The following is a 15342-nucleotide window of genomic DNA, read 5'->3' as shown; positions in this document are numbered from 1 at the left end:
ATGAAAACACATATTAGTATAATTTTGCTGCTTTTTACCTGGTCCTGTATTTTTTCTCAGAAAACTGGTAAGATCAAAGGGGATAGAGAGGTGGTTTCGGTAACACAAGACCTGGATCAATATTATAAGGCCCTTGAAATAACCGATAATATTTCGGTAATCCTGACTTCCGGAAAGACTAACAGCTATACCTTAACTGCAGACCAAAACCTGCAGGATATTGTGAAGTTTGTGGTTGTTAATGAGGTTTTAAGAATTTCAACATCCGCTAAAATTACAAGAAATAAGAAGCTGGAAGTAAATTTAACGGTAAAAGACCTGGAAAGGATCATTCTTAAAGACAATGCCAGTCTTGAAACAGCAAAAAAACTAAAAATTGACAGAATTCTTATCGACGCAGATGATTCTTCAAAATTGGATCTGGACCTGGATGGACAGGAAATAGGGGTACAAATGCAGGAGAAGGCATCCGGAAAAATCGATTTAAAGGCAAAAGACCTGCAGATTGAAATGACGAACAGGAGCAATTTTAAAGGCAAGCTGGATGTAAATACTGTTATGGCTTCCTTAAAAGATAAATCAGATCTCAATCTCAAAGGAAAATCTGGAAATAGCTCTTTTAAATTGAAGAATTCTGGGGAGGTTGATGCTAAAAACCTAAAATCCAGAACCGCTGAAATAGAATCCTCAAATACCGCAAAGATTTCTTTAAGGGTTTCCAGAGAACTCAAAATAAATGCATCCGATAGAAGCCAGGTGACCGTTTATGGAAAACCCGACATTCAATTAAAAGGGTTTACAGATAAATCCCGGGTTATAAAAAAGTAGAAGTAGTGATTGCCTGAATTGCTGCCCACTGTTATTTCAAACATTCTATTTTACATAATATAAATTATAGGACACTTTTATATGTGGCTGATTCATATATAAAACAGCGTTGAGCAGGATTATGACAGGATTATGATATGTATAGAATTGTAAGCTATACTGGATTTCCTTTAAAGAAAAGTCACTCAATCATATTTGGGATAAGTAACACAGGGATTTCATTAATGAATTTCATTCTTTAAACATCTGAATATCGGTGATTTAAATAGAAATATCGTAACTTAATTAATCGAAAATTTCAATATCATGAAAACCTTATTTCTTGCAATCGTATTGATCTTTAACAATCAAAGTTATGCTCAGGAAAAAACTGAAATTGATAATTTGTTTGTGCGTGTATATAATTTGCAGGGACAAAAAATTTATAAGGGAAAAGTACTTGCAGGTACGAACGAATCCATTCAGATAAAAAGTAAAAAAGGGCCAGTAAATTTAAATGTTGCCAGCATTGGGTTAATTAAAACCAAACGCTCTGCAGGAAATAATATACTTATTGGTTCTGTAATTGGGGCAACTGTGATGGCAATTCTTGGAGCTTCATCTGCCGACCCAGATGCAAGGCTTTTTGACACAGCAACAGAAGGAGCTGCAGCCGGGGTCATTGTAGGTTTACCCATGGGTGCTGCAGCAGGCGGACTTACCACTGTTTTTAAAAAATCAAAATCTTATGCAATCGATGGCGATTTATTAAAATGGAAGGTATTTCAGCAAATGATCACAGAAAAAAATTATTGAGCAAAATTTAAAAATCTAAACTCAAATGTAATCGATAATTAAGAACTTTTCCAAAGTTCCAAAACTTTGAAAAAGTTACTCTCAAAGCATTTTAGAAACTGAAAAAGCCACTCGTTAAAGTGGCTTTTTCCTATGTGGTTTATTATTAAAATTTTCTACCGACTTTTGGGTATTAAAATATCCAATCTATCCCTGCCTACAGTTCCCGGTCGGCGACGCTCCTCTGCTCTCCAGTCGTAATCGGCGTCATAAGCGCGGTCACCGTGTAAAATAAAAGCTCCCGGCTCCAATTTCGTTCTGTAAACATTATTGCAACTTGTTGCGGCTGGCTGATGTCCCGGCGGACGATTGGGATACCAAATTTTGCAACTTCCCGGAGGCGGATAATGGCCTTTGGGAACACCTTTTAATTTTCTTGGGGAAACAGTTCCGGTGCGTGGTAAAACGACGTATCCTACAACACCGCACTGTAAGAATGAAGACTTAATTTTAATTAACTGATAAACATTTAGTTATAATTCCATTTTTTTTCAGAACACTTCAATTATCAGAATAATTTAAAGAAATCATAAAAGTCAGGTATGTTTTTAAAAATCTCTTTGGAATGCCTGATGGAGGTATGTTCTTAGCTTTAACCAAAGTAATTACCCGACGACAATGTTTTTAAAGCAAAGAAAAACAGAGGTTCTGCTTTTTTTTGCTTTATTGTGTCTCCCCCACCCTGGATGGCAGAAAATGCTTTGCAAACTCCCCCTCCTAACCAACCTTTGGGAAAGGTCTATTCCAATTAATCAATCCCAACCGAATCATACACGATTACCTTATTCCATAAATGAGCAGATTCTTTAATGAACAGTAGATGCGATGGTTCTTCCTGGTATTTATCCTGCATTTCTTTGGAGGAAAAAGTAAGTATTAGGGAATAAGTATAAGTATTGTCCACAACATCCCTGGGAGTTTCTGCCGGGATTCCAATGAATTTGGTTTTGGCGTACAAAGTATTATTCATCAATTTTTTAAGGGAAGTTTCAAAGGCGGTCCTGTCTTCAGGATCATCAGGATTATTCAGATAAAAATAGACCACATGGGTAAAATTCTTATCGAAATCCACAATTTCATCCTGCGCCTTAACAGTAGCACTTCCGGTTAAAATTGTAAAAATTATCAGCAGTTTTAAAAACTTGATCATAGCTATAGATTTAAAAATTCAAATTACAATAAAATTTCAGCTTTCAGGTAGGTTTTTACTAATTTGGATTTGAAAAATATAATCCGATTGTTCATTGGCTTTTTCTTAAAAGATATCACTAAATTGCCACTGATATGAGCAACCTAAGTATATTCAAGGCTTCGCTCCCAATATAACTTATGATGAAACATCCATGACAAGGATCATGACACATAGTGGAATGATTTAAGGATGTTGCATATGACCGTTAAAAACAATAAGAATCTACATATGAAATACCTGTTTATTTTTCTTCTCCTCGTGTTTACAGTAAGCCTTCAATCCTGCAAAGAAAAAAATCAAAGTGATAATTCCCGGGAACGTATAGGGAACAGCATTGAGATTAGTCCCAATGAATTAAAGTTCAATAAACGGACAGGTTCCATTGGAAATTATAATCAATCTGTTGAAATTTCTCTTGATGTAAGGAATAATACCCTGGAGCCATTTATCTTCAATTTTTCAAATATTACCGGCAGATCTAAAGCTTCTTTTAACCCGGGTTTAAAGCGCCCCGGTAATATTATAGAACTTGATCTTGTGCAAAGGCCGGATATGCAAAAGGTTTTAGATCCAGGGAATACTGCCACCCTGGATTTGCGAATACGGAAAGATATAAAAGCAACTACTCTGGAAGGAATGCTTGAGGAATTCAGTTCCGAATTTTCAGGGGAATATGATCTCTACCTGATCAATCTTGGGGTGAATAAAACGTTCAGAACGGAGATCGATTTTGCCAGGATCCCAAAAAGTTTCTATTTGGATGCTGAAAAAGTGGATCCACAGGATTCCCTACAAATGCAGAAAAAATCGGCTAACCTACAATAGTTGTATTTCACATATTTCAGGTTTAATTCCATCTGAATTTTCAAAGCCGGGAATAAGCTTTTAAATTCTAAAATTCCCCGGCTTTTCAATTTTAACGCTTTACTTATTGTAAATATTCCATTTTTTTCTGAAGATCTTGCTCTGTTAATAATCCAAGCTGTAGCATAAATGACAGGTTATTCATAATTTGCCAATGTTCAGACCGTAAAAACAAAAAACACTTAAAAAATAGTATAGCCTAGATTCATGAATCAGCTTACTTTTTTATAAAAGGTCGTGGTTTCCTAAATTCAAAAACATGAAAACTTCGGTAGAAAAAAATGTTGGTATAAGTTTTTTTCGCCAAATAGCTGGTTAAATAATTCACAGGAATAGCTTTTTTTTAACTGTTATTTAAATAAAGATCAAAATGATAATTCACTTTTGGGTTAAACCCTTCTACCAGCCTATAGGCCTGTAATCCTTCAGGAATTTTCCGCACCAGTGTTTCCCGGTATTTATCCCGTCGAATAATGGATCCATTACGCGGGCGGCCCCATCGACAATATCCAAGGGCGGTTGGAAATCGTCCCGTTCGACTTTCAACTTTGCCAGTTCTGCCGGGTCTTCATCGGTAACCCAGCCGGTATCTACTGCATTCATAAAGATTCCCGCTTTTGCCAAAGTTCCCGAGGAGGTATGGGTGAGCATATTTAAAGCGGCTTTTGCCATATTGGTATGCGGATGCCGGTCTTCCTTGAAAACAGGATGAAACTTCCCTTCCATCGCCGAAACATTTATAATATGCTTTTTCCCGGTACGCGCCTTTTTCATGATTTCTGAAAGCCGGTTGCACAATACAAAGGGCGCAACTGCATTTACAAGCTGCACTTCCAGCATTTCTGTCGTTTCAATTTCCCCGAGTCTCAGTCGCCAGGAATTGGTTTCCCGAAGATCCACCTGCTGAAGATCGGCATCCAACTCCCCTACCGGAAATACTTCCTTTGCCACCAGCGCATTATCGAAACTATAAGGAATTTGAGATAATTTTGCCGAAGCGCGTAATCCAATTCCCGGTTCGGGTCCATGCCAGGTAACCGGCATATTTTGATTTGGAACAGCTTCTGTTGTAAGGCCTTTCAATTCCTGTAAACAAAGGTTGTGATCCCGCAGAAGCTCCTGTGCAGCTTTTGGCAGGGAGGCTATTGGTCGCAGTTCATTTTCCATTAAATGTTCATAGAATCCGGCCGGTCGTCGTACGGTTTGTGCGGCATTGTTGATGAGAATATCCAACCGCTCAAATTTTTGCTCTATAAAATTGCAAAAGATCTCAACGCTTGGAATATGCCTGAGATCCAGACCGTGGATCTTTAACCGGTTTCCCCACTCGTTAAAATCTTCTTCTTTTGAAAACCTTAAAGCAGAATCTACCGGAAAACGGGTAGTCGCTATCACCGTTGCTCCTGCGCGTAAAAGCATCAGGGAAATATGGTATCCAATTTTAAGTCGGGAGCCGGTTATAACGGCTACCTGCCCGTTTACATCTGCGGTTTGGAACCGCTTGGCGTAATTAAAATCCCCACACTCCGTGCACATGGTATCATAAAAGTGATGCATTAAGGTGAATTCTGTTTTGCAGACATAACATTTACCGGGAGTTTTCAGTTCCTGTTGCACTTTGTTGGTAAGTGCTTCCAAATGAAGCATTTTAGGAGCGATAAAAATACTGGATTCCCTGGCATTTCTTATCCCGGTTTCCTTTCGGGCGGTTTTATCACGGGCTTCCAGTTTTCGCTTTGCCGCCTTTTTTCCGTCCTTTTTTCTACGCGAAAATTCATCACGGTTGGGCCTGGAAAACATTCCTGCAACTTTGATAAGTTCAGTTCTTTGCTCCTTCGGAATATCAAAAATCCTGTCGGTATCTGCCACCAGTTCCGCTAAAATAGAAATGCACGAAGCTATCTCTTCAGAAGTGATCTCCTTTTTAATCTCAATTTCATTCTTTTTCATAACCTAGATCGTATCCTCTACTTAGCAGAAATTCCTTACTTAATTTTTGAACCGCAAATGTAGTTTTAAAAAATTGCAGTTCCGTAAAAGTGAAACCATAAAAATGCCTTGTTCAATAAGGATGGGATTCGTAATTGAAGCATCTTGAATCCGATGGCGAGAAGTGGTTGGTTTCCCAAGGAAATCGTTTTTCAGACACCTGATTGTTCCAATTGTGGGATACAATAAAATAGCTTCAAAATAAGGGGGACTCATCCCTTTTTTGAAGCTTTTATCCTGGAATCAACAAAAAAAAGTTGGTTTCCTGTATATGAAAATACCCTGACAACAGCCGGGGTATTATTCTAAAGTGTCTTTGCGTTTTTCACCTTTTCATCGGTAAGTGCAAGTTTTATTACTTCATCCATATCATTTACATAATGGAAAGTAAGTCCCGAAAGATATTCTGGTTTTATTTCTTTAATATCCCGTTCGTTCTCTACACAAAGGATGATCTCTGTAATCCTGGCTCTTTTGGCTGCGAGGATCTTCTCTTTGATACCTCCTACCGGAAGCACTTTTCCACGTAAGGTGATTTCCCCGGTCATAGCCAGGTTTTTCTTCACTTTTCGCTGTGTAAATAAAGAGATAAGCGAGGTTAACATCGTAATCCCCGCGCTTGGTCCGTCTTTTGGTGTTGCACCTTCCGGCACGTGAATGTGAACGTTGTATTTTCCAAAAACATCGGGGCTAATCCCAAATGATTCTGCATTGGATTTTATATATTCCAGGGCTATGGTAGCCGATTCCTTCATCACCTTCCCTAAATTTCCAGTGATATTCAGAGTGCCTTTTCCTTTGGAAATAATAGATTCAATAAAAAGAATATCTCCTCCTACCTGAGTCCAGGCAAGTCCTGTAACTACTCCGGCAACATCGTTGCTTTCATATTTATCGCGTTCCATTCTCGGGCTCTTTAAAACATCGATCACATCCTGATTGCTTATTTTAATATGGTAAGCTTCCTCCATAGCAATGTTCTTGGCAGCATAGCGCACCATTTTTGCTATTTGTTTTTCAAGACTTCTAACTCCGGACTCCCTGGTATATCCTTCAATGATCTTTTCCAGCTGAGCTTTTCCAATTTTGAGATGCTCCTTGGTTAATCCGTGTTCTTTTAACTGCTTGGGCAACAAATGCTGTTTTGCAATTTCTATTTTCTCCTCGGTGGTATACCCGGTAACATTGATTATTTCCATTCGGTCCCTCAATGCAGGCTGAATGGTATTTAATGAATTTGCCGTAGCGATGAACATCACTTTGGAAAGATCAAATCCCATTTCTAGGAAATTATCGTGAAATTCACTGTTTTGCTCAGGATCCAGTACCTCCAGTAAGGCTGAAGACGGATCTCCCTGATTCCCGCTGGCCAGTTTATCGATCTCATCAAGCACAAAAACAGGATTGCTTGTTCCTGCTTTTTTCAGGCTTTGAATGATCCTTCCCGGCATTGCGCCTATATAGGTTTTTCGGTGTCCGCGTATTTCAGCTTCATCCCGTAATCCACCCAATGAAATCCGAACGTATTCGCGCCCCAATGCTTCCGCCACCGATTTTCCAAGCGATGTTTTACCAACTCCCGGAGGTCCGTAAAGGCATAAAATTGGGGATTTCATATCATTCCGAAGTTTTAAAACAGCGAGATACTCAATAATCCGCTCTTTTACATCTTCCAGACCGTAATGATCCCGGTCTAAAATGCGTTGCGCTCTTTTTAAATCGAATTTATCCTTGCTGAATTCATCCCAGGGAAGATCCAGAAATAAGTCAAGATAATTTCTTTGAATGGAATACTCTGCAACCTGCGGATTCATGCGCTGCATCTTGGCGAGTTCCTTGTTAAAATGCTTCTTTACGGTTTCATTCCATTTCTTCTTCTTTCCGCGAACTTTCATTTCCTCCATTTCATCTTCCTGAGAAACCCCACCCAGTTCTTCCTGTATGGTTTTCATTTGCTGATGAAGGAAATATTCCCGTTGCTGCTGGCTCATATCGCTTTGCACCTTGCTCTGGATGTCATTTTTCAATTCCAGTTTCTGGTGTTCTACATTCATATATTTCAACGTAGCCAGCGCCCTGTCTTTTAGATCGTTTGTTTCCAGTAACTCCTGTTTCTCCGCAACGCTAAGGTTCATATTGGAAGAAACAAAATTTATCAGAAAAGAAGGACTTTCGATATTTTTTATGGCGAAAGAAGCTTCCGAAGGAATGTTTGGACTTCCTTTTATAATTTGTAAAGCAAGATCTTTTATGGATTCAATAATCGCACTGAATTCAGGGTTTTTTGCTTCCGGTCTTAACTCTGAAACTTCCTTAATCGATGCTGTTAAATAGGGTTTTTCAGAGATTACTTCAGCAATCTCAAAACGTTTTTTACCCTGAATTATCACGGTGGTATTTCCATCGGGCATTTTAAGGACTCTCAAAATCCGCGCTACAACTCCGGTTTGATGGATATCCTTAGGTTCAGGATTTTCCACATCCTCATCCTTTTGTGCCACTACACCAATAACTTTGCTGCCATTATTGGCATCGTTGATAAGTTTGATGGAGGTATCCCTCCCGGCGGTAATCGGAATTACGACACCTGGGAATAATACGGTGTTTCTTAAGGGTAAAATTGGTAAAATTTCGGGAAGTTCTTCCTTATTTATTTCTTCTTCATCTTCGGGGGTCATCAGGGGAATTAATTCTGCATCTTCATCCATTCCCTGAAATGACAAACTGTCTATATTCATTAATTTAGATTTAGCCATATATTATTTTAAGTCAAACTGTCACCACAGTTCTTGATTGTTATTTTTCTAATACCCTGATTTTCTAAAGCATTTCCGAAAGGTAGTGCTTTCAAGGCTCTATTGCCAGTACACAATTCAATTCCTGTGCCAGCAGGGCAAACAAAAATATTTTTTACTGAAACTGTAACAATTTAAAATCCCATGTATCTTTATAATAGAGCTAAGGTTTATTTTTTGACAACAACCATCAATTATACAGACGATTTAGTAGCACGTTGCCGAAAAGGCGAACAGCGTGCACAGCTGGAAATTTACAACAAGTATTATAAAGCCATGTACAACACAGCACTAAGAATCGTGACTGATACTGCAGAAGCTGAAGATGTGATGCAGGAAGCTTTTATAAAAGCATTCTCAAAACTTCACACCTTTGAAGAAAAATCCACTTTTGGAGCCTGGCTGAAAAAAATCGTAGTGAATCTAAGTATTAACTCGTTTAATAAAAGATCAAAGTATAAGCAGGTTTCTTATCAGGATGAATTCAGAAATGAGCTAAAGGAAGAAGATGGAATAGACCTGGAAGAAAACACAAAGAACGCGCAAGTGCAACAAATCCTCCGTGCGATGAAGGAGCTAAAAGAAAATTACAGGATCATGCTAAGCCTTCACCTAATTGAAGGTTATGATTATGATGAAATTTGTGAAATACTGAATATAACTCCCGCAAATTGCAGGACCACAATTTCAAGAGCCAAAGAAAGCTTGAGAGCAAAACTATTACAACATGGAAAATAGAGATATAGATAAGCTTTTCAGAAATCAGGATTTTGATGTCACAGAACCTGCATCCGGACATCAGGAACGGTTTTTAGAAAAACTTAAAGAAAGTCCCCATTCAAAAAAAGGGAAATTAAGAAGTCTTTGGGCTCCCCTACTGGCCGTAGCAGCAGGATTGCTCCTCATTATTATGCTTGCCGGGAATTTCATTGGTTTTGGATTCACAAATAATTCCGGGGATTTGGCAAATGTATCTCCCGAAATGAAGGAAACCCAGCTGTTTTATTCAAGCCTTATCAAAACAGAGCTCGCAAAGGTAAACGATGTAAAATCGCCCGAAACTGAAGCTATAGTTAATGATGCTTTGGCTCAAATGGAAAAACTGGATCTGGAATATGAGAAATTAAGGAAAGACCTGGTAAAAAGCGGGCAGGATAAACGGGTGATCTTTGCGATGGTTTCCAACCTGCAGCAACGTATCGACATATTAAACAATGTATTATCAAAAATAGAAGAAATAAATAAACTTAAAAACCCTAATAATGAAAGCAACTATATATAAACTGATATTTTTAATTGTATTAAGCCCAACAATAGCTTTTTGCACCAATCCGGGAAATGGCGATGATTTTCAGGGAAGGCATACAAAAGAAAAAAAGGTTTCCAAAAAATTCAATGTCGCTGCAGATGCCATTTTAAAAATCGATAACAGCTACGGTAATATCGATATTTCTACCTGGGATCAAAACACCATGAGCATTGAGGTCTTTATAAAGACCAACGGAAACGATGAAGAAAAGGTTCAGCAAAAACTAGATGATATCAGGATTGAATTCAATCAAACTTCTGCAGGAGTGAGTGCAAAAACCCATTTTTCAAAAGAGAGCAACTCCTTCTGGAATATGCTGTTCAGCAATAACTCTAATGTGAATATGGAGATCAATTACATCATAAAAGCACCGGTGACAAATAATGTTGACCTAAGCAATGATTACGGGAATATTTTCATCGATAAACTGAAGGGTAATTCTAAGATAAGTTGCGATTATGGAAGGATCGATATAGGAGAATTGCTGGGAACCAGTAACCACATCAATTTCGACTATTCAAGAAACAGTCATTTTAATTATATAAACAAGGCCGTGATAAATGCAGATTATTCCGATTTCACCATAGATGAAGCAAAATCCCTGGACATCAATGCCGATTATACCAAGTCGAATATTAAAAAAGTAGAATTAATCCAGTTCAATGCAGATTATGGCAGTATGAATGTGGATAAGCTGAAAAGAATTGTGGGTAATGGCGATTATATAAGCGTAAAATTAGGACAAGTCTATCAGTCGGCGGAAATAAATCTGGATTACGGAAATCTGGAAATTGACAAGGTGATTAAAGGAGCCGGAGACATCAAAATCACTACAGACTATGCAGGAGTTAAGATTGGTTATGCCGAAGATCATCCGTTTTTGTTTAATGTAAATACCTCCTACGGAAGTGTGAATGGAATGGAAAATTTTGAGGTGAATAAGCAAAATCAAACTTCAACCAGTAAAAGTTACTCCGGGTATCACCTGAACAATTCTGCAGGCAGCACTATAACTATAAAATCCAATTACGCCGGAGTAACATTTAAACAAAAATAATATTCATCTATAAATAACAATATCATGAAAAAAACAATTCTAATACTCGCAGCATTATTATTAAGTATAAGTACCGCAAACGCCCAGTGGTGGAAAAACGATAGAATAAAGGGCAATGGAGAAATGACCACACAAAGCCGAAATGTACCCAATTATGAAAAAGTAACCCTGGTAGGTTCAATGGACGTAGAACTTATTTCAGGAAAAGAAGGCGCGTTAAAAGTAGAAGCAGAAAGCAATTTACAGGAATATATCACCACCGAAGTTACCAACGGAGTTCTTAAAATCTCTGTAAAAAAAGGGGTTTCCATATCCCCTTCCGGAAATCGTAGGATCAAGGTAATTGTTCCTTTTGAGGAAATAGAAGGAGTTTCAATAACCGGATCTGGCGATATAAGGAATTCCGATCAAATAAAAGCAAAGAGTTTTGAAACCCGTTTAACCGGTTCCGGAAACTTAAAACTGAATTTGAATGTTAAGGATTTAAACAGCGCGATTACAGGTTCGGGAAATACTGAATTAAAAGGAACTGCAGAAAATTTTTCCTGTTCAATTACAGGCTCCGGGGATTTCGAGGCTTTTAATCTCAGGGCTGCTAAGGCCGAAGTAACTATTTCAGGATCCGGAGATGTGGAAATAACAGCAACTGAAGAACTCAAAGCGCGCGTTTCCGGTTCCGGAGATATAAAATATAATGGAAATCCTAAAAAACAGGATTTTAAAACTACAGGTTCAGGATCCATATCTTCCAATTAAAACAGTCCGGATTAGAATCAAGATCGTTCCGCCATTTGCGGAACTGCAAGAATCAGCAACCAAGACTCAATTTTAGTCCCTCATTGAGGATTTTAATCAAGCTCGACAAGATTGACAACCGTTAAGAAAATTGGGCTGATGGTGGTAATACAAAAAAAACTTCGGGGATTCCTTGATAGGGTTTCACCGAAGTTTTTTTATTGGTTGCTTCTAAAATTATTATTTGATCACATAGGTTTTTTTCTCGGGACCAATTCCCTTCAGGGTTAAAGATTTCCATTCTTTGGGCAAAACCTCGTTTTTCTGTTCAATCCCACTTTCGGTGATATGCAATCCTCCAAAACCAAACAGCACTACCTGAAGCATTCCTCCTGCCCCGGTTGCAAAATAGGGATTATCACTGTTTGCCGCCTCGGCCAGGGCACCAAATGGCGGCCTTTTATTCGGCTCGTAACTTTCCTTAAACAACCTGTATGCTTCTGAAGGGTTTCCTAATCGTGCATAGATCACGGCAAATACAGATTTTCCCATCGCAGGACCTATTGGAGATAATTTTGGTTCATAATATGCTAGATCCTTTAAAACCGTTTCCTTATCGGACACAACATCTAACGGATATGTAAGCAAATTCACATCTGCCTGTTTTATAATTTCCCCATTATACGTCCGGTTTTCCTTTGTGGTTCCATCGGGGAACTTGTGAATAATGATATTATCAGCAACTTTAGACCATTGGGGATCAACTTCTTCGCCAACTTCTTTAGCTCCTAAAACCGCATATCTTAAAGCGGTGATAGCCGATCCGTTTGTAAATGCATTATCATCTACATTGGCTAAAAATTCATTGGCTCCCACAACATTTTTTATGGAATAACTGCTATCTGGATTTTGTGTACTGCGACTCACCCAAAAATCGGCAATCTCCTTTATAACTGGAAATCCCTTTTCTTTTAGCCATTCCTTATTTTTTGTAACCCTGTAATAATCCCAGAAAGCGATGGCAACATCGGCGGTGATATGATGCTCAAAAGTGCCTGTTAAAGCCCAGGCCGGAGTAGCTTCTTCCCCGGTATCATCACTTTCCCAGGGAAACATGGCTCCCTTATATCCAAAATTAATCGCTTTTTGTTTCGCCTTTTCCAATCTGTCTGACCTGTAATTCACAAGAGATCTTGCAATATCCTGGTTTAGCAATAAAAGTGGAGGAAACATCCATAACTCGGTATCCCAAAAGATATGGCCATTGTAATTTTGTGAAGATAATCCCATTGGGGCAATACTTAAGTCTGAATCTCCCCTTGAAAACGCATATAAATGGTAAAGCGCAAGGCGAACATCTAATTGAGATTGTAAATCGCCTTCAATAAGAATATCTCCTTCCCAAAGCTCTGCCCATAATTTTCTATGTTCATCCAAGAGATCTTTTCGTGGAGTTAATAAGTTGAAAATCACGAAACGCTCTGATTCGGATTGCGGATCTACAAAATCCTGAGTGGTTGCCTGTGCAGCGGTCCAGGCAAATTCGCTTGTTTCGCCTTTTTCGATTTTTTTCTGAAAAGATAACCTTGTATCGTATTCTGAAACGCTGGTATGGGTTAGTTCCGGCCGCTGATTTTCCCTTGTAGAATTAATGTCATGCCAGATAAAAGTTGCGGAAGTTGCAACGGTATGTTTCCCGAAGCGGCTTTTTGCAACGGTTTGAAGTATAGGCATGGTAGTTTCCAAATCCTCAAGTATCCTGAATGTGCTTATTGGATCCTGATATTCTTCCGGAGTCTGTATCTTGCCGGTTACTTTAATGCTTATATCGGTTTTAGCCTGAACCTTAAAATCTATATATCCGGCATATTGAACATTCCGAAGTGCATAAATTGTGTATGAAATATGCGCTTTGTTTTTAAAATCGAAGGAAGTTGTGAAAGCTGCTTCCTTCATATTCAGGGTTTGTTGCCAGTTGGAAATATTACTCTCGGTAATTTTCACCCCGTCTATTTCCATTTCCAGATTCCCAAAGTTCATTCCCAGCAAAATTTTACTGACTCCCAACTGGGATTCCTTGTCATATACATTGTTTAAAATAATGGAGCGAACCTCAAAAGGTTTGTCTTCAGGCAGGATTCCGATTCGGCCGTTTGCGGCCACGATTCCTGTGTAGGCATCCACTTTTCCGCTGGAGATAGACCACGGATCCGCTGGAGACTGACTCCATAGTGTTGTGGAAAAAAAGATTATCATCAAAAAGTATAAATTTTTCATAGTATAGAGTGATATTTTTGATTTTTAAGTTATTTAACTTGGTTCGTATTTTTGGGCTAATTGGATTGCAAAGCACCCTAATTAATTTTAGTTGAATTTAAGGGAATTCTTAGTAATAAAATTACTCCTGCAATAAAGAAAAGCACTAAAAAAATAATGGCATTTCGAACGCTTCCTGTCAATTGAGCCATAATTCCGTATAAAACCATCCCAACTACAATCCCTATTTTTTCAGAAACATCGTAAAAGCTAAAATAACTGGTGGTATCCAGAGTGTCTTCAGGAAGCATTTTGGAATATGTAGAACGAGATAGCGCCTGGGTTCCTCCCATAATAAGTCCCACTCCGGCAGCGGCAAAATAAAACTGCAAAGGGGTTGTAATAAAATAGGCATAAACACATATTGCGATCCAGAATAAATTCAAAATAATCAAGGTTCTTATATTTCCGATTTTTAGAGCAGTTCTGGAGGTTAAAGTAGCTCCTACGGCTGCAACCAATTGGATGAGCAATATACTCACGATCAATCCGGTGGTTGCGTTTTGCTCTCCCCAATCTAATTCTTCGATCCCAAAATAAGTGGCGACCAGCATGATGGTTTGAACAGCCATACTATAGGTGAAAAAAGCAACCAGATAGCGCTTTAGAACTTTTTGATGGGTAAGGGAATTATAGATAAGGCGTAGCTCCCTAAAACCATTGAACAGAACATTTTTGGTCATCTTCTGTTGTTTGGTTCCCTTTGGCAAATAGTAGTAGGTGTACTGGCTAAATCCTATCCACCAAACTCCTGTTAAAACAAAGGAAAGCCTGGTAGGAAGTCCTTCATCTTCAAAACCGAACCAGTCGTGTTTCATGATCATGATCAAACAAATCACAAGTAAAATAACACTCCCGATATAACCCAGGGAAAAACCTTTTGCACTTATTTTATCTTGTTGATTGGGATATGCGATATCCGGTAAATACGAATTATAAAACACCAAACTTGACCAAAAACCTATCAAAGCAAGAAAATAACATAGCAACCCAAACCAAAGATAATCCAGATTGAACCAGAATAATCCAATACAGGATACAGCGCCCAGATAACAGAAAAATTTTAAAAATAATTTCTTATTTCCCACATAATCCGCTATTCCTGAAAGCAATGGACTAATTAATGAAACTACCAAAAAAGCCATTGCTGTAACATAGCTTATCAAAGAATCATTATTTAAAGAATACCCAAGAAAGTCAACAGTATCTTTAATAATCGCACCATCATCATCTTTTAAAATGGTAATGGCTCCGTAAAAAATTGGAAATATCGCCGAGGAGATTACCAAACTGTAAACTGAATTTGCCCAATCATAAAAGGCCCAGGCATTCAATAACTTTTTACTTCCTTTGGGGAGATTTTTCATTTCTTAAAAATAGAAAAAGCTGCCCATAAGAGCAGCTTTTTTTAAAATATTTTTTT

12 protein-coding genes are annotated in these 15342 nt (G+C 38.3%); 7 read left to right on the top strand and 5 right to left on the bottom strand.

From position 1 onward, the window contains the following. Together ACKGJN_RS12875 and ACKGJN_RS12870 are read left to right on the top strand one after the other, a co-directional pair. Positions 1-828, top strand: a complete 828-nt coding sequence (locus tag ACKGJN_RS12875) for a GIN domain-containing protein (RefSeq protein WP_409539950.1) — start codon at positions 1-3, stop codon at positions 826-828. Positions 829-1134: 306 nt separating this feature from the next. Continuing rightward, on the top strand, positions 1135-1623 hold the full coding sequence (locus tag ACKGJN_RS12870; RefSeq protein ID WP_409539949.1) for a hypothetical protein: 489 nt from the start codon (positions 1135-1137) through the stop codon (positions 1621-1623). Between the two features lie 787 nt (positions 1624-2410). Here the strand turns inward: ACKGJN_RS12870 and ACKGJN_RS12865 are convergent. Continuing rightward, positions 2411-2812, bottom strand: a complete 402-nt coding sequence (locus tag ACKGJN_RS12865; protein ID WP_409539948.1) for a Dabb family protein — start codon at positions 2810-2812, stop codon at positions 2411-2413. Positions 2813-3082: 270 nt separating this feature from the next. Between ACKGJN_RS12865 and ACKGJN_RS12860 the strand changes: the two genes are divergently transcribed. Beyond that, a complete protein-coding gene (locus ACKGJN_RS12860) occupies positions 3083-3679 on the top strand; it encodes a hypothetical protein (RefSeq protein ID WP_409539947.1) in 597 nt (198 codons plus the stop codon). A 438-nt stretch (positions 3680-4117) separates the two neighbouring features. Here ACKGJN_RS12860 and ACKGJN_RS12855 read toward each other — a convergent pair whose 3' ends face one another. Both ACKGJN_RS12855 and lon read right to left on the bottom strand, forming a co-directional pair. Next, positions 4118-5668, bottom strand: a complete 1551-nt coding sequence (locus ACKGJN_RS12855; RefSeq protein ID WP_409539946.1) for an SDR family NAD(P)-dependent oxidoreductase — start codon at positions 5666-5668, stop codon at positions 4118-4120. 344 nt (positions 5669-6012) lie between these two features. After that, positions 6013-8463, bottom strand: a complete 2451-nt coding sequence (lon, locus tag ACKGJN_RS12850; RefSeq protein WP_409539945.1) for an endopeptidase La — start codon at positions 8461-8463, stop codon at positions 6013-6015. Positions 8464-8679: 216 nt separating this feature from the next. On the opposite strand from lon, the gene ACKGJN_RS12845 reads away from it, so the two are divergent. Genes ACKGJN_RS12845 through ACKGJN_RS12830 form a run of 4 tightly spaced genes read left to right on the top strand, consistent with a single transcriptional unit; the run spans position 8680 to position 11624 of the window. Further along, entirely contained in the window at positions 8680-9240 is a 561-nt protein-coding gene (locus ACKGJN_RS12845) for an RNA polymerase sigma factor (RefSeq protein ID WP_409539944.1), read from the top strand. Continuing rightward, positions 9230-9784 carry a DUF4179 domain-containing protein gene (locus tag ACKGJN_RS12840; protein WP_409539943.1) on the top strand — a complete coding sequence of 185 codons (555 nt, stop codon included), beginning with the start codon at positions 9230-9232 and terminating at the stop codon, positions 9782-9784. Before ACKGJN_RS12845 ends, ACKGJN_RS12840 begins: the two co-directional genes overlap by 11 nt. Then, complete coding sequence (locus ACKGJN_RS12835; RefSeq protein WP_409539942.1) at positions 9765-10868, top strand: hypothetical protein; 1104 nt, start codon at positions 9765-9767, stop codon at positions 10866-10868. The genes ACKGJN_RS12840 and ACKGJN_RS12835 overlap by 20 nt, the downstream gene beginning before the upstream one ends. 24 nt (positions 10869-10892) lie before the next feature. Next, positions 10893-11624 (top strand): head GIN domain-containing protein, encoded by a 732-nt coding sequence (locus ACKGJN_RS12830; RefSeq protein WP_409539941.1) that lies wholly within the window; start codon positions 10893-10895, stop codon positions 11622-11624. Between the two features lie 219 nt (positions 11625-11843). On the opposite strand, the gene ACKGJN_RS12825 is transcribed toward ACKGJN_RS12830, so the two are convergent. Next, entirely contained in the window at positions 11844-13880 is a 2037-nt protein-coding gene (locus ACKGJN_RS12825) for a glycosyl hydrolase family 95 catalytic domain-containing protein (protein WP_409539940.1), read from the bottom strand. A 77-nt stretch (positions 13881-13957) separates the two neighbouring features. Next, on the bottom strand, positions 13958-15286 hold the full coding sequence (locus tag ACKGJN_RS12820) for an MFS transporter (RefSeq protein ID WP_409539939.1): 1329 nt from the start codon (positions 15284-15286) through the stop codon (positions 13958-13960). Positions 15287-15342: the final 56 nt, after the last annotated feature.

It is taken from the genome of Gillisia xinjiangensis, assembly GCF_046298265.1.
Lineage (GTDB): Bacteria > Bacteroidota > Bacteroidia > Flavobacteriales > Flavobacteriaceae > Gillisia > Gillisia xinjiangensis.
This window is presented reverse-complemented; position numbering and strand designations above follow the sequence as displayed.